This is a genomic window from Rhodococcus sp. ARP2 (assembly GCF_001029585.1).
GTDB lineage: Bacteria > Actinomycetota > Actinomycetes > Mycobacteriales > Mycobacteriaceae > Rhodococcus_F > Rhodococcus_F erythropolis.
Genome location: NZ_LEKE01000119.1, coordinates 1 through 14,794, shown reverse-complemented (window position 1 = coordinate 14,794; position 14,794 = coordinate 1). Strand labels below are relative to the sequence as shown.

Annotated in this window: 14 protein-coding genes; 3 read left to right on the top strand and 11 right to left on the bottom strand. The window is 60.0% G+C overall.

Translation table 11 applies throughout. The features are described 5' to 3' along the window. A partial coding sequence (locus tag ABX74_RS29005; RefSeq protein WP_047890303.1) for an SUMF1/EgtB/PvdO family nonheme iron enzyme occupies positions 1 to 188 on the top strand: 188 nt, incomplete at its 5' end. A 9-nt stretch (positions 189 to 197) separates the two neighbouring features. Here the strand turns inward: ABX74_RS29005 and ABX74_RS29000 are convergent. From ABX74_RS29000 to ABX74_RS28970, 7 genes are all read right to left on the bottom strand, one after another. Next, a complete protein-coding gene (locus ABX74_RS29000; protein WP_134999167.1) occupies positions 198 to 809 on the bottom strand; it encodes an alpha/beta hydrolase in 612 nt (203 codons plus the stop codon). 212 nt (positions 810 to 1,021) lie between these two features. Next, positions 1,022 to 2,356, bottom strand: a complete 1,335-nt coding sequence (locus ABX74_RS28995; RefSeq protein WP_082148583.1) for an aminotransferase class I/II-fold pyridoxal phosphate-dependent enzyme — start codon at positions 2,354 to 2,356, stop codon at positions 1,022 to 1,024. A 55-nt stretch (positions 2,357 to 2,411) separates the two neighbouring features. Continuing rightward, positions 2,412 to 3,203, bottom strand: coding sequence for an amino acid ABC transporter ATP-binding protein (locus ABX74_RS28990; RefSeq protein WP_047890300.1), 792 nt, complete (start codon positions 3,201 to 3,203; stop codon positions 2,412 to 2,414). Then, a complete protein-coding gene (locus ABX74_RS28985) occupies positions 3,200 to 4,168 on the bottom strand; it encodes an amino acid ABC transporter permease (protein WP_082148582.1) in 969 nt (322 codons plus the stop codon). Before ABX74_RS28985 ends, ABX74_RS28990 begins: the two co-directional genes overlap by 4 nt. Position 4,169: 1 nt before the next feature. Further along, entirely contained in the window at positions 4,170 to 5,096 is a 927-nt protein-coding gene (locus tag ABX74_RS28980; protein WP_053062094.1) for a transporter substrate-binding domain-containing protein, read from the bottom strand. A 2-nt stretch (positions 5,097 to 5,098) separates the two neighbouring features. Then, a complete protein-coding gene (locus ABX74_RS28975; RefSeq protein WP_047890299.1) occupies positions 5,099 to 5,941 on the bottom strand; it encodes a carbon-nitrogen hydrolase family protein in 843 nt (280 codons plus the stop codon). Next, positions 5,938 to 6,597, bottom strand: a complete 660-nt coding sequence (locus ABX74_RS28970) for an RraA family protein (protein WP_053062095.1) — start codon at positions 6,595 to 6,597, stop codon at positions 5,938 to 5,940. Before ABX74_RS28970 ends, ABX74_RS28975 begins: the two co-directional genes overlap by 4 nt. Before the next feature lie 361 nt (positions 6,598 to 6,958). Here ABX74_RS28970 and ABX74_RS28965 point away from each other — a divergent pair, with 361 nt between their 5' ends. Further along, the gene (locus ABX74_RS28965) at positions 6,959 to 7,861 is read left to right on the top strand and encodes a proline iminopeptidase-family hydrolase (protein WP_134999166.1); all 903 of its coding nucleotides are present in this window, start codon (positions 6,959 to 6,961) and stop codon (positions 7,859 to 7,861) included. Positions 7,862 to 7,915: 54 nt separating this feature from the next. Here ABX74_RS28965 and ABX74_RS28960 read toward each other — a convergent pair whose 3' ends face one another. Together ABX74_RS28960 and ABX74_RS28955 are read right to left on the bottom strand one after the other, a co-directional pair. Next, on the bottom strand, positions 7,916 to 8,833 hold the full coding sequence (locus tag ABX74_RS28960) for a TauD/TfdA dioxygenase family protein (protein WP_029255969.1): 918 nt from the start codon (positions 8,831 to 8,833) through the stop codon (positions 7,916 to 7,918). 35 nt (positions 8,834 to 8,868) lie between these two features. Continuing rightward, positions 8,869 to 9,537 carry a TetR family transcriptional regulator gene (locus ABX74_RS28955; protein ID WP_021332258.1) on the bottom strand — a complete coding sequence of 223 codons (669 nt, stop codon included), beginning with the start codon at positions 9,535 to 9,537 and terminating at the stop codon, positions 8,869 to 8,871. A gap of 205 nt (positions 9,538 to 9,742) precedes the next feature. Between ABX74_RS28955 and ABX74_RS28950 the strand changes: the two genes are divergently transcribed. Then, the gene (locus ABX74_RS28950; RefSeq protein ID WP_047890297.1) at positions 9,743 to 12,079 is read left to right on the top strand and encodes an arylsulfatase; all 2,337 of its coding nucleotides are present in this window, start codon (positions 9,743 to 9,745) and stop codon (positions 12,077 to 12,079) included. A gap of 73 nt (positions 12,080 to 12,152) precedes the next feature. Here ABX74_RS28950 and ABX74_RS28945 read toward each other — a convergent pair whose 3' ends face one another. Beyond that, a complete protein-coding gene (locus ABX74_RS28945; protein WP_223258046.1) occupies positions 12,153 to 13,655 on the bottom strand; it encodes a DUF4153 domain-containing protein in 1,503 nt (500 codons plus the stop codon). Positions 13,656 to 13,763: 108 nt separating this feature from the next. Continuing rightward, entirely contained in the window at positions 13,764 to 14,759 is a 996-nt protein-coding gene (locus tag ABX74_RS28940) for a sensor histidine kinase (RefSeq protein WP_047890295.1), read from the bottom strand. Positions 14,760 to 14,794 lie beyond the last annotated feature (35 nt).

The window sequence follows — 14,794 nt, the reverse complement described above, 5'->3', positions numbered from 1 at the left end:
CCCGCGCGGAGTTCGCCACCGAGGCCTTGGCCGGCGAACCCTACGCACGACGGGTGATCAAGGGCGGCTCACATCTGTGTGCACCGAACTACTGCTTGCGATATCGCCCTGCCGCGCGGCAGGGCGAATCCGAGGAGTCCTCGACCTGCCACGTCGGCTTCCGGTGCATCATCCGCATTCCGCAGTAGAAGGACGCGTCAGGCAGTCCGCTGGAGCACAGAATCGAAGAATCCCTGAACGTGAGTGACCATCGGTGCTAGCTGATGTGACACCGAGTCGATCACCACTTCTTTTACGTCGATTCCTGCCCGGCGATAGTTGTTCTGCAATGACGCAATTCGATCACCCCGAGTCACGCCGGCGTCGTTCGCTCCTGGCATCCATCTGGGCTGCTCTGGTGTGACCGCGATGACGTCTCGCCCGTCATCGTTTCCACCGATGACAGTCTGAACCGGTACCGCGGCAAGACTTTCGAGATCGATGTCGTGCCCGAACACAGTCGAGGCGTTTCCGATGCCCACCCACCAATCGCGCGCGCGATCCAACAACGTCACATTTCCGGGCGCACCGATCGAGACCGCAAGAACTCGTTGCGGATGAACAAGGAAGAACCGATGAGCGAACTGAGCACCCCCGGAGAATCCGAACAGTAATACTTCGGGGTCGAACTCCAGTTCCACCCAACCGGCAAGATCGTCGAGCATGTCGATCAAAACGCGGTCGAACCGAATTCCTTCGTACTCGAGGGATTTGTAATTGTCACTGTCGGCCGGATTGCCGATCCCGGCGGGGAATAGTGGCGTAAGCAATGTGGTTCCCGTCGTTTCCGCCCAGTCCAGAAATAACTCGCGCAGGGACTCGGCGGCCCGGTCGCTCCCGTGTACGAGCACAGCGACACGACCACTGGGATGAGAAGGGATGAAACTGAAGTGACTGAACCGCTGGTCCTTCGAACACGCCGTCCCCGGAATCCGTCCGCTACGTGGGTATTTCACGTCCAACTCCATTCAACAGTTCTCGTTTACAGTGCGAGCGCGGACTGACGGAGAATCTCCGCCAATTGACTGCTCATCCCCGGCTCCATTCTCGACGTGGCAACACGGATATGCGGTAACGCCCCCGTCGAATAGGACGTCTCGCCGGCAAGGGCCAGGATCCCGTGCGCTGTGAGATGCTCGATCGCCTTCGCCTCGTCTGTCACGGGAATCCAGACGCAGAACCCGTCCCTGGCGGGCACATCAATGCCGTTGGCGTGCAACATCGACGTCAAGGCGAAGAGCCTTTCTGCGTAAATGCCTCGGGCGCGAGCGACGCCCTCAGCCGTCACTTCGTCCTGCAGCAACCACGCCAAGGCACTCTGCAAGATTCGTGATGTCCACTGCCTTGTCAATCGGATCTGCGCATGGACAGTGGCCATCCGAGCAACAGTCGTTCCGATGACTGCCAGCCGCAGATCAGGCCCGTACGACTTCTCATAGGACTTGATGTGGATCGTCCGTTTGGGGAGATACTCGCCCACACTGTTGATATCCACCAACGATAGAGCATTCAGATCGTCGTACTCCACAATCATCGCGGAAGTATTGCGCTTCAGTACTTCCGCGATCCGCCATGCGCGGTCCGTAGCTGTTGCATTACCCGTCGGCACCTGAGCTCTCGGCTGATAGAAGACCACAACAGGACGCGTCTTCATTGCTTCCTCGAGATGCATCAGTGACAACCCGCCCTCGACGTACGGCACGGGCACCACGGTCAGACCCAGATCCGACATGAGGTTGAGCAACTGCGGTTGCGTCGGGGATTCAACCACAATTCGATCGCCGGGAACCGAAAGTGACTGTAAGACAGTCCATATAGCATCAGATGCGCCGTTCGCCACTGCGAATGCCTCAGCGGGGTACGGCCACTCGGGCTCCACGACATCTCTGAGCGCGGGAAGGATGGGCGAATCGTAGTACTGGTCGAGTCCCGGCATCTCCGATGCACTGACCAACGCCGGTTTCAGCGAGGGCAACAGGTCAGGGTCGGGATAAAGCAAGCGCATGTCGAACCGGGCCGGGATGATGGATGCCGGTTCGATTCGCGTCACCAATCCCACCGGGCTGCTGACTCGGGTTCCCGACTTACCGCTGCCCATGATCAACCCTCGTTTCTTGAGCAGACTCCACGCCGAGGAGACCGTCGCCGGACTGACCCGGAGAACCTCGGCCAACGAACGCACGTGGGGCAGTGCGTCCCCCGGCGTCAGTTCACCTGTCCTGATCAGTTCAGCTACGTAGGAGGCGATACCCCGGGAGGATGGGTCCTCGATTCTTCTGCCCAACAGGGCCGCATCGAACTTGGTCACCCGACCCACAACGTTCTCCGTCCTTCAAGTCCCTCGCGTCTGCATCGTCCGCTCCTGAATCGAATCATCGGTGCAGGGTGTTCTCCAAGAAGGACTCGGTGATCGGACTCCGCGGCGCCTGCAGCACTTGCTCGGTATGACCGTCCTCGACGATCGAACCGTTCGCCACCACAACGACCCGGGATGCCGCGGCGCGTGCAAAGCCGATCTCGTGAGTGACAACCATCATGGTCGATCCTTCGTCGGCCAACTGCTTCATCACCGAGGTCACCTCCCCGACGTTAGCCGGATCCAAGGCCGAGGTCGGCTCATCGAAGAGCAACAACTCCGGCTCCATCGCCAACGCGCGCGCAATCGACACACGCTGCTGTTGTCCCCCGGAAAGGTGCTTCGGGTACGAGTCCGCACGATCTTCCAATCCCACCCTCGACAACAATCTCAGACCGAGTTCGCGAGCCTTACCCTTGTCCAGGCCTCGAACGTGGATCGGCGCGTCGATCACGTTCCGGAGCACGGTCCAATGGGGAAACAGATTGAAGCTCTGAAAGACCATCCCCGTCTTCTGGCGCTGTCTGGAGATCTTTCCCTCACCGAGCATCCGCAGACCGCGCGAACTCAGTTCACACCCGAGCAACTCACCACCGAGAGTGATTGAGCCACCGTCTGGCCGTTCCAGATAGTTGACGCAACGCAACATCGTCGATTTGCCCGAACCGGATGCTCCGAGAATTGCCACTGTTTCGCCGCGGTGTACGTCCAGGCTGACTCCGCGCAATACTTCATTGTCTCCGTAGCTTTTTCGCAAATTGCGAATAGAGAGCAGCGGTTGTCCCGTACTTCTGGTTCGATCCGTCATGACGTCCTCATTCGATTCTTGCGCAAACCCTTCGACACCCACTGCGCAAACCAGGTGCCGGCATTGGTCGATGCGCTTCGGGTGGCGCCCTTGGCGTAGTGCGCCTCGATGAAATACTGGAAGAAGTTGAGTACGGTGGTCAGAACGAGATACCAGATACAGGCCACGATCAACAATGGAATCGTTTGGAATGTGTCACTGTAGATTTCCTGAGCGGAGAACAACAGTTCCGCGCCGCCGATGACGCTCACGATGGACGTAGCCTTCGTCATGCCGATGATCTGACTGAATGTCGGCGGGACAATGAACCGCATCGCTTGCGGCAGTTGAATTCTCAGGAAGATCGACATCGGCTTCATGCCGACCGACTTGGCAGCGTCTATCTGTCCCTCGTCGACAGATAGAAGGCCCGCCCGATAGATCTCGGCCTGATATGCGGCCTCGTGAAGACCGAGACCTACCACCGCAGCAAGAAAGGGGGTTATCACCGAATTCGCCTCGGATTGAATGAATGTCGGTCCGAAGGGAATTCCGATCCCGAGAACCGGAATCAACAGTGCGATATTGAACCAGAAGATCAACTGAACAAGCTGCGGAGTTCCACGAAAGACCCAGATGTATCCCGATGCGATCGCGCGGAGCACCGGGTTGTCCGCGATTCGGAACGCGGCGAGTACTCCACCGAACACGACTCCGATGAACATCGCCAGAATCGTCAAGTAGCACGTCACCACCAGACCCTTCAATATTTGCTCACTGTTCAGATATTCGGCGACGACACCCCATTCGAAGTTGGGGTTTCGGACCATCATGTTGACGAGTTGAGCGAGAAGAACTCCGACGACAACTGCCGTGAACCACGTCCACGGCCTCGGCGGACGCTTTGCGATCGACACATCGATCATGTCGTCACCGTCAGGGGTCACGCGGGCAGTCCCGAGATCACGCATGTCGCTGGCGGTCATGTCACTTCGCCCTGGCGAGGTCGACACCAGGAGCGTCAAGCATTTGAGCCTGGAGTTCGTAACGGTTCATGATCTCGTCGTAGGCGCCGCTGTCGAACACCTTCTGAAATCCCGCAAGAATTGTCGGCGTCAACGGAGAGTTCAACGGAAGAATCATGCCCTGGTAAAGATTCGAGAATCCGTTGTCGGCATCTTTTCCGGTGATCTCCAGCGCACCGTCCGAAGTCTTTGCATAGTAGGAAAGTGGTGCGCCGGAGGCGAAGAATGCATCAGCGCGCCCCGACTTGACGGACAAAACTCCATCAGGAACCGACTTGAGACCCACCACATTGATCGCCGACTTACCCTCGGCCACACAACGATCGGAACGATCGGTTAGAATTTTGTAGGCAGACCCGGTACCGGCGGGGCCCAACGCGGACACCGAGATCCCGCAAACGTCGTCGAGACCGTTCACACCCTTTGGATTTCCCTTGGGAACGAGAAATGGAACGATCTCGCGCACCACGTCCACCAACTGAATATTCTCCGATTTGCCGGTGTCTCCGTAGGGGTTGAACCCAGCGTCGTATCGACCGGACGAAACTGCAGCGAACGCCCCAGCCAGATCGTTCATCGGTACGTACTCGACGTTTATGCCCAGGACTTCGCCGAGTTGGCCGGTGAGTTCAGCAGCCGCACCACTATAGGAGTCACCTGCCTTCTGCCACCACGGCGGGTTCACACCAGGCATGACGATCACGAGCTTGCCTGCGTCACGAATCCTCTGTGGAAGAGCGTCGTGAAGTGCCGAGTCCATCTGCACCGAGGGTTGCGCGGCACTTGAACTGTCGGCGGTGGCGCCGCTACTACAGGCCGATCCTGCAAGGACCGAACCTGCGCACAGCACTGCCGCGATCGTGTGTCGACGTTGTATGAATGTAGTCATTGTCAGCTCCTGCTGTACTGGCAATCGGATGCCGATACGACATCTGTTGCTCGTGGATCGACGAAGAAGCGCCGTTGCTTCAGGACCGGCATCACGTGCCGGGCAGAGTGAAGAAGGGCCATCGAAAGGCTGACGGACACAGTGCCTTCCTCGATTCCAGCCATCGCTCGCACCACACCGTCCGGACCGACGATCATGCTGCGTCCGATTCGGTTGCCTCCTGTTTGACCGGCGGCAGCGAGGAAACATGTGTTCTCCAAGGCGCGGGCTTTGCACAGGGTTTCCCAGTGCTCTTCCTTGAGCGGTCCGGAAACCCATGATGTCGGAAGCACCAGAACATCGACGCCTTTGTCCGCCAGCAGTCTGGCAACCTCCGGGAATCGTATGTCATAACAGGTAAGCATTCCGATCGAGAACCCCTTGACCACAAAGGTACTGAGAGTTCCGTCTCCTGCAGTAACGGAGTCTGATTCGCGGAAGGCAAAGGCGTCGTACAGGTGTATCTTCCGGTACGTGGATATGATCTCGCCGTCGCGAAGCGCCACGATAGTGTTGAAAGGCCTTCCCGTATCAGCGGTCTCGGTGACTCCCACGATGACGGTCAGCTCAGTTCCGCGCGTGGATTCGGCTAACTTACGAACAAAGAATCCATCGAGCCGCTCATCCTGGGGAGATTCGTCGACGGCATCGGTCCGACTCGACGCCGATTCGGGAAGCACCAGGAGGTCGATTCCTTCCTGCACCGCATGGTCGACCAACGACTGGCACAGCTCCGCGTTCGTCGATACATCACGAACCGAGGACACTTGAGCCAATCTGATTGCGAGGCTGCCTCCCGTAGTCATCGCGGACCTTGACCGGACGCACCGGTCAACTCGGCTAGGTCAGTACCCCTGGCCACAGTGCCGCGAAGGTCCGAACGCTCGAAGTCGATCTCAATGAGCGACAATCGATCTGCTACCTCCTGAGCCTGCGAGGCCGGCACGACGGCGATACCGTCGTCATCGCCGAATACGATGTCACCAGGCATCACGACAACGCCACCGACGCTGACTGGGACGTTGATCTGCCCTTCCAACATCAAGATTCGTGTCGTCAAAGCCGTAAGACCGCGAGAGAACACTGGGAACCCCAGTTCACGAATTTCGGCCGCATCATTGGTCGAACCGTTCGACACCGCTGCGACTGCTCCCGCATCCGCGGCGATTGCGGCAAGCGTGCCACCAAAACTGGAACGGTGATCGTCGCCGGACTGATCGATCACAACAACATCCCCCGGTTGAACCAAACTCATCGCACGATGAACAGCTGTCGAATCGAGATGGGGGATCTTGACTGTCAGGGCCGGACCCGCGAATCGGCCCGAAGGACCAACTGGCTTCAATCCACGAGGAAACCCGAAATCTGTTGTGTGGCCGAGTGTTGCTGCGGTAACTCGGGTAAATCTCTCCATCAATTGAGCATCCGGCCTGGGAAACTGCGGGCCGACTGAGAAAGTCATCTCGAACTCACCTCCTTGCATGTTATCGGTTGGTCAGCCGAGCATGCAGGGTGCGATAGTTCAGGTGCAATAGCATTTGTTACTGAACAAAAAGTGCAACCCAGATAAGCCGAAGATCGCGAGTATGTCGATTGCGGCCCCACCTCTGAGCAGCAACGAGTGACCTTCCCATCCGACACGCGACAGTTAATCCAGCTGTTACACAGGAAGAATTCATCGAAAGCATCCTTGAGATGCAGGTCATAGTTTTGTCCGCGGCGGGCGCTCACGCGAGTTTTGTTCAGACACAGAACAGGTTGGCAACGCCGTTGCTGGAGCCGAGGATCAGAGCATCGCCCACGAGCTGCAAGGAGATACGGCTGTGCATACTGTCGAAGAATCGGTAGTCGGATTCGAACAATGGAGTACCTACTACCGCTGGACAGCTGAAAGCGAAGAGCCTCAAGAACGTGGTCGTCCGCTGTTGGTGCTACACGGTGGGCCTGGTTGCACCCACGACTACCTCGTCAGCCTGTGCGATTTGGTCAACGACAACCGATCCGTCATACACTACGACCAATTGGGAAATGGACGCTCGACCCATATGTCCGAAGCTCCCTACGATTTCTGGACCGTCGACCTGTTCCTCCGCGAGCTCGAGAATCTAATCTCGGAGCTCGGAATCGGCGAGTACGACCTCTTGGGTCAATCGTGGGGTGGCATGCTGGCGGCTGAGCATGCGCTGCGCCGACCACCAGGGCTTCGGAATCTGGTGATCGCGAATTCACCGGCATCGATGCAGGATTGGATGGACGCAGCAGCCGAACTGCGGAGCGCCTTGCCACTTGAGGTCCAAGAAGCGTTGCTGCGCAACGAACATGCAGGTACGACGGACTCACAGGAGTATCGGGCGGCGATGTCGGAGTTCTACGATCGACATGTATGCCGATCGATTCCGACCCCACCGGAAGTGGCGGCGACATTCGAGTGGATCGATACCGATCCGACTGTTTATCACACGATGAACGGTCCAAGCGAGTTTCACGTCATCGGATCCCTACGCAATTGGTCTGTGAAAGAACGTCTTTCCCGGATTCAGACTCGAACGCTGGTAATCAACGGTGCGTACGACGAAGCAACCGATCGCTCTGTCGAACCTTTTGTCCGCGAGATAAGCGGAGCACGGTGGGTCCGATTCGAACATTCGAGCCACATGCCGCACATCGAAGAGCGGGAATTGTTCATGAAGGTGGTCGCGGACTTCCTCGATGGCAAAGATACGTGATCTCGCTCGGGTCGTCGCCGACCACCGCCAGTCCTGCGCGAGTGGAGTACAAAATCAGAAGGGCCGGTCCCCCAGGATGGCCACCCGCTCCATGACGCGGCGATGAGGGAAGTAGTCGCTCGCAGCGTAGTGCTGGGTGGCCCGGTTGTCCCAGAAGGCAATGGAATTCGGCGCCCACTTGAAGCGGCACTGGAAGTCCGGGACCTTGACCTGCGCGAACAGCAGGTTGAGCAGATCGTTGCCTTCGACAGGATCCATATCCGGAATGTGGGTGGTGAAGAGGCTGTTGACGAACAGAGTCTTACGCCCGGTCTCCGGATGCTTACGCACCATCGGATGCAGAACCGGCGGGTACTGCTCCTTCATCTGCTCCAACTTCTCCGGGCTCATGCCGCGTCCGAAGGACGGCACAAAATCGTGGATGGCGTCCTTGCCGTCGATCAAGTCCTTGATCTCGTCGGGGAGGCAGTCGAAGGCGTTACCCATATCGGCCCAGAGCGTGTCACCACCGGCAGGCGGTACGTCGATCGCCCGAAGTACTGAACCGAGTGGCGGCGTCTTCGTCCAGGTGACGTCGACGTGCCAGATGTTCTCCGTTCCTGGACTGTCCTCTCCGCGTTCGAATCTGACGACTGCCGGGACCTCTCCCTGCGGGAGAAGTGGATGGACCTCGAGTTCACCCCAATGGGCCGCGAAGTCACGATGATTCAAGCTCGAAATCGGCTGGTCCCGAAAGAACACGACCTTCCATTCGAGGAGGGCCCGACGCACGTCCTCGATCTGCTCCTCCGACGGATCACGCAAGTCGATATCGCTGATCTCGGCACCGATGAACGGTGTGACGGGTGTCAGAGTGAACCGCTCGTACGGCCTCGATTCAACGCCTTCCGGATTGCGCCTCATTCCGCGTGGTCCGAATTCGATTGTGTGATTGCCGATTTGGACTGTTCGTGATGATGTAAGGGTAGCCATCGAATGACTCCGTCCTGTCGTGTCGTGTCGCGGGGTCACACGTCAGTCGACGCGTGCACCCGCTTTGCTCGTGTGCGTTTGTGTGCGCTTTGGGGCGCGGTCAGTGCTCCTACCGCGAGATCGACCAGATGATCCACCGTCGTATCGAAATCTGCCTGCACAACGGGGTTTTCGTCTTCGCGGCGCTGCTCGAAGATGGCCAGAGCAGAGACGCTCATGTTGAACGTCAGATCGATCCGTTCAACCGCGACGCGGCGGGGCAGATGCGGCAACGCCCGCGTCAACCTGCCGACTACCTCGTTGATTCCTTCACTGACCTCGCGAAACTCAGCACTCTGTGTATCTACTGACGGTGAAATTCTCGCGATGAACCGCGCATAGTTGGACCCGTCGACCGTCGCCATGAAATCGGCAAGCGGATACAGGAAGGCTTCGACCAAAGCACGGACCAGATCGGTCCGCCCACTGGCGTCGACGTCGTCCAGATACGTCAGTCGCGCTGCATTGATCTGATCCATCCGATGCCGGAATACGGCCAGTACCAGACCGTCTCGCCCACCGAAGTGATACTGAACTGCAGAGTTGTTGCGCTGCCCGGCCGCAGTCGCCACGTCCCGCATGGACACTTCGTGAATACCGTGCTCGGCGAACATCCGCTCGGCGACGGCGATCATGGCGTTCTTGGCATCCAACGAGGCGGGCATATACCGACCATATAAGTCACTGACTTAATTCCGCAAGACCCACCCCCTGTGCGCGGTTTGGGAGTGCAGGGACTCCTTAACCACTCACAGGGGTGATTGTCCCAGTCAGCGAGACCTACGCCGCCAACTGAATTCCGATCGATACGCTCCAGATTAAGACGACTGCTTAATCGACCCGGTTTTGCATACGCCAAGGAGCCTGCTGGTGAATCGCCATTCCATCCCGATCATTCCCGAGACGCCGAACGTCGCGGCCGCCGTGTACTACCCCGATCAGAATCCCCCGTACACCCGCCCGGAACCGCTTCGCCCGCCGGCCGGGGCCCCGAACGTGCTGCTGATCATGATCGACGACGTCGGATTCGGCGCACCCTCCGCGTTCGGTGGCCCGTGCCGCACGCCCACCGCCGAGCGTTTGGCCGAAACCGGCGTGAAATACAGCCGATTCCACACCACGGCTCTGTGCTCGCCGACGCGTGCCGCCACACTGACGGGGCGCAACCACCACAGTGTCGGTATGGGTGTCATCTCCGAAATGGCCAACGCGGCACCGGGATACAACGGTACCCGCCCTGCCTCTGCCGCCACGGTCGCACGCGTCCTGCAGGGAAACGGCTATGCGACGGGCGCTTTCGGCAAGATGCACCAGACCCCGACGTGGGAGACCACCGCTGCCGGGCCGTTCGATCGGTGGCCGGTCCGTGAGGGTTTCGACAAGTTCTACGGTTTTCTCGGTGCCGAGTCCGATCAGTTCACCCCGGTTCTCTACGAGGACTTCACGATGGTCGACTTACCCAAGACGCCACAGGAGGGTTACCACCTGTCCGAAGATCTCGTCGACCACGCGATCGAATGGGTCGAGGGCGTCAACACGATGGACCCGGACAAGCCGTGGTTCTGCTACCTCCCCTTCGGCGCGTGCCACGCTCCACTTCAGGTCCCGGACCGCTACCTGGACAAGTACGTCGGCGAATTCGATCACGGGTGGGATCGCCAACGTGAGATCACCCTCCACAAGCAGAAGGAACTGGGCGTCGTCGCTCCTGACACCGAGTTGGCCCCGTGGGCTCCGGGGCTCCCACACTGGGACGAACTCGACGACGACCAGAAGAAGGTCTCGGCCCGTTTGATGGAGTTGTACGCGGCATTTCTCGAGCACACCGACGACGAGGTAGGCAGGCTCGTCGACCGGTTGCAGGAAATGGGTGTACTCGACAACACTCTGGTGCTCTACATGATGGGTGACAACGGCGCCTCCGCCGAGGGCGGCATGGAGGGCTCGTTCAACTACCTCGCCGGCCTCAACGGTTACAAGAGTGCGACATCCGACGTACTGGCGCGCTACGACGAATTGGGGACCGAAACCAGCTACCCGCACTATCCGGCGTCGTGGGCTCTGGCTCTCGACACCCCGTACCAGTGGGCCAAGCAGGTTGCGTCCCACTACGGCGGTACCCGAAACGGTCTGATCGCCCACTGGCCCAAGGGGATCGACAAGCCAGGAATCAGGGAGCAGTGGCATCACTGCGTCGACATCACGCCGACAATCCTGGAAGCTGCCGGCATTCCGGCACCGACCAGCGTCGACGGGGTCACCCAGAAACCGATGGAAGGCGTGGCGATGAACTACACCTTCGCCGAGCCCGACGCCGAAGAGCGCCACACCACACAGTATTTCGAGATCTTCGGCAACCGCGGAATCTACGATCACGGTTGGACCGCAGTCACGGCCCACCGCGCACCCTGGCTGATGGCCACTCACGGCCTCGAGCTCACACCGATGAGCGAAGACCGCTGGGAGCTGTACGACACCTCGGTCGACTGGTCGCAGGCCCGCGATCTCGCGGACGAGCATCCCGAGATCCTGGCCCGCCTCAAGGAAAAGTTCCTCGTCGAGGCGGCCAAATATCAGGTGTTGCCGCTGGACGACAGAACGGTCGGTCGCCACGCCACCGCGGAATCACGACCCCCGCATCCGATGATGGGCCGCAAGACCCTCACGCTGTACCCACACATGAACGGTCTGGTCGAGAAAGCCGCGCCGACGTTCTTCAACCGCTCGTACACGCTGACCGCGAGTCTGGGTAGCGTCGCCGACGGCATGCTGGTCAGCCTCGGTGGCCGGTTCGGCGGATTCGCTTTGTACATACTCGATTCCGTCCCCGTCTACTGCTACAACTTCAGCGGCGGTGGTCGGACCTTCGTGCGCGGGCGCAACCCGCTGGCACCCGATGCACGCGAGGTGTCCGTCCACTTCGAGTACGACGGCGGCGGAATCGGCAAGGGTGGAACCGCAACCCTGAGCGTCGACGACGAGGTGGTCTCCGAGGGCCGGATCGAGAAGACCACTCGGGCGATCTTCAGCATGAACGAACAGCTCGACGTCGGCATCAACCGGGGAAGCCCGGTCGCGGAAGAGTTCGCGGACAAGGGCACGTTCCGCTACGGCGGCCAACTCAACAGCGTGACGATCGACTTGCGCTCCACCCGCGACGTGGTGTCCGCGGAGGAACGGGAGAAAATCTCAGTCGCCGTGCACTGATCGAACAGGCGACGCTCGCCGATTGTGCAGCCGCGCGCGATATCTGCCGTGCGGCTGCACAATCGCCCTGCGTCTATCCGACCGTGTACATCTGCAGGCACGGACCGACCGGGCGAGCTTCCAGGATGTCGCGCGCCTTCTCACGCGCTGCGTTGAACTCCCAGGGCGCAGTGGTACCCGGCACTCCGAATCGATATCTGCTCAAGGCACATGAACGCTGCGGTTCCGGTAGACGATCCAAGGCAGGTACCGCGTCGACGGAGAGCCCGCGTAAGTAGGAAACGTCTATGCTCTTGCCGCCCTCGAACCGCTCCACGTTCTTTTGCGCGATGTACGCATCGGGGTTGAACACCGCGAAGGCAAGCAGCGCGACGGCCGAAGTGGCGAGAACAGCTGTGGGCAGCCATTTTCCGGACATCCGAATACCTGCGACGAGCAACAACACGAACACGAAGCCCAGAAGCAGTTCTGTCGCGAAGACGCTGACCCGGAGCACCGTGAAACCGTACTGATTCTCGTACAACCACATCCGGTGCACAGCAGACGCCACGATCACCAGGCTGAAGACACACAGGGCACCCAGCAGTCCGCGGGCAAGACGCCTCGATCCAGCGTCGCGGCGGTCGATGTACCGCACTGCGACGGCGATGACGAGCAGCGTCAGCACGGTAACCGCCATGAGCTGCCAGAAACCCTCACGCGCGTAGTCCGCATAGGTCAGTCCATCGGTCACCTGTACGTGCTCGTCTCCCCCGAACAGCGTCTTCGTCTGTACTGCAACAAAACCGAGGAACAGCACGTTGAGCACTCCGAGCGGGACCGCCCACTCCCACATCGGCAACGGCGTCGCCGGCGCAGGTGCAAACGCGTCCACCGTCGGCGTTCTGCGACGCAGGTACACCGCAACCAGTGTGCCGAACGCCATCACGACGCCGGCAAAGATCCGTGCCCCCGGGTTCGACACGGAGATGGCAGGAGCGAAGCCGCCGAAGATCTTCGCGAACTCCGGATCCGCACTCACGAACAAAGATCCGAAAATCAGCAGGAGAAGAATCGACACTGCGCTCACGACGACAACTCGCGCCGCCGGCACCCGCGGAGCAGAGCGGGTAGCAAGTTTTCGACGACGAACGAAGTTGACCGTACGGTGGGGTGCCCGCCAGGGAGCGACCGTTCCCAGAAGTATTCCGGTCCACGTCCGCCCGCCGATCAGAGTCCACGTGAACAGAACCCACGCAGCTACGACGCAGAGGAACACCAACCACTCCGCACCGCGAACGGCGGCAACGCCCAGAAGTGCGAGCATCCCCATCGCGGCGGCCCACTGCGTCGTAGACATCCGCGGCGGCGTCAGAATCCCGAACACGATCACCACGCCGACACCGACGATCACGTACGCGATACTCACGAACCCTGGATCGAGGATCAGGGCCGCCAGCGCCCCAACGCTGCTCGCGCCGACGAGCATCGAGCGGGTGGCCATCGACGTGCGATCAGGACGCCAGAACCGGCTGGGACGCTTGGGTTTTGCAACCGGTATCGGTGCTTTCGGTGGAATGACTATTGGAGCGCTCATGTGATCTCCCATGTTTCGGGTTCAAATTTCGGGTTCGGAACTACGGGCGAATGCCTGATGAAGGCATGCGCCATCGCGAGATCTCTCGATCTCGTTGGAAACTTTGATTCAGCTCTGCGGCAGCACTACTCGAATGCAGCAGCCCGACGGGGCATCGACGACGGCGATCCTGCCGTCATGTAATTCGACCGCCCACTTCGCGATCGCGAGGCCGAGCCCGGTACCCCCGTCGGTCGATCCGCCGCGGATGAAGCGGTCGAACACTCGCTCACGGGCGTGTGGCTCGATGCCGGGGCCGTCGTCGTGGACATCGAGCACCAACTCCCCTGCACTGCCGGTACGCACTCGGATGACAACTTTCGTGTCGACGTTCCCGTGCTGAACCGCGTTGTCCACCAGGTTGGTCACCACCTGATGGAGGCGATCCGGATCGGCTACCACGGACAATTTCGGAGGCTTGACGTCTATCTCGATGTCGCCCGCACTCACACTCGACAGCTCACGTAGGAACGGCTCGACCTCGAAACGGCGGCGCTTCAACGGCATGGCGCCACCCTCGAGTTTCGAGAGGTCGAGAAGGTCGGCCACCAGCGCTCCCAGTCGTTCCGTCTGCCGCAACGCCGATTTCATCATCGCCGGATCCGGTTCTTCGACACCGTCGACGACGTTTTCGAGCATGGCTTGCAAAGCGGTGATGGGCGTCCGTAATTCGTGGGAGACGTTGCCGATCAACTCGCGGCGGTACCGGTCGTCGGCCCCGAGGTCCTCGGCCATCCGATTGAACGCATGGGCGAGTTCGCCTACTTCGTCGCGGGAAGTCGCTCGTACCCGCCGCGAATAATCGCCGCGCGCCATCGCCTTCGCCGCGGCTGTCATCTCGCGAAGCGGTGACGTCATTCCGTGTGCGAGCACTTGTGTAACTCCGAGAGCGACAACCAGCGCCGTCAGGAGAGCAAAACGAAACGGTTGTTGCGACGTCAGCCAGAAACCGCCCGCGGCGAACAACAGCGCTGCGACAACCAGGAGGCCGACCTTCACTTTGAACGATCGCATCGGGTCCAGCGGCCGCGGCCACCGTGCAAAGAGTCGGTCGACGCCGCTCATCGCGGCACGTCCCAGGCGTACCCGACGCCGTGAAC

Coding starts and splice junctions, on each gene's coding strand:
- ABX74_RS28990 (WP_047890300.1), bottom strand. CDS start 3,203: ATGACGGATCGAACCAGAAGTACGGGACAACCGCTGCTCTCTATTCGC.
- ABX74_RS28985 (WP_082148582.1), bottom strand. CDS start 4,168: ATGACCGCCAGCGACATGCGTGATCTCGGGACTGCCCGCGTGACCCCT.
- ABX74_RS28980 (WP_053062094.1), bottom strand. CDS start 5,096: ATGACTACATTCATACAACGTCGACACACGATCGCGGCAGTGCTGTGC.
- ABX74_RS28975 (WP_047890299.1), bottom strand. CDS start 5,941: ATGACTACGGGAGGCAGCCTCGCAATCAGATTGGCTCAAGTGTCCTCG.
- ABX74_RS28970 (WP_053062095.1), bottom strand. CDS start 6,597: ATGACTTTCTCAGTCGGCCCGCAGTTTCCCAGGCCGGATGCTCAATTG.
- ABX74_RS28960 (WP_029255969.1), bottom strand. CDS start 8,833: ATGGCTACCCTTACATCATCACGAACAGTCCAAATCGGCAATCACACA.
- ABX74_RS28955 (WP_021332258.1), bottom strand. CDS start 9,537: ATGCCCGCCTCGTTGGATGCCAAGAACGCCATGATCGCCGTCGCCGAG.
- ABX74_RS28945 (WP_223258046.1), bottom strand. CDS start 13,655: ATGAGCGCTCCAATAGTCATTCCACCGAAAGCACCGATACCGGTTGCA.
- ABX74_RS28940 (WP_047890295.1), bottom strand. CDS start 14,759: ATGAGCGGCGTCGACCGACTCTTTGCACGGTGGCCGCGGCCGCTGGAC.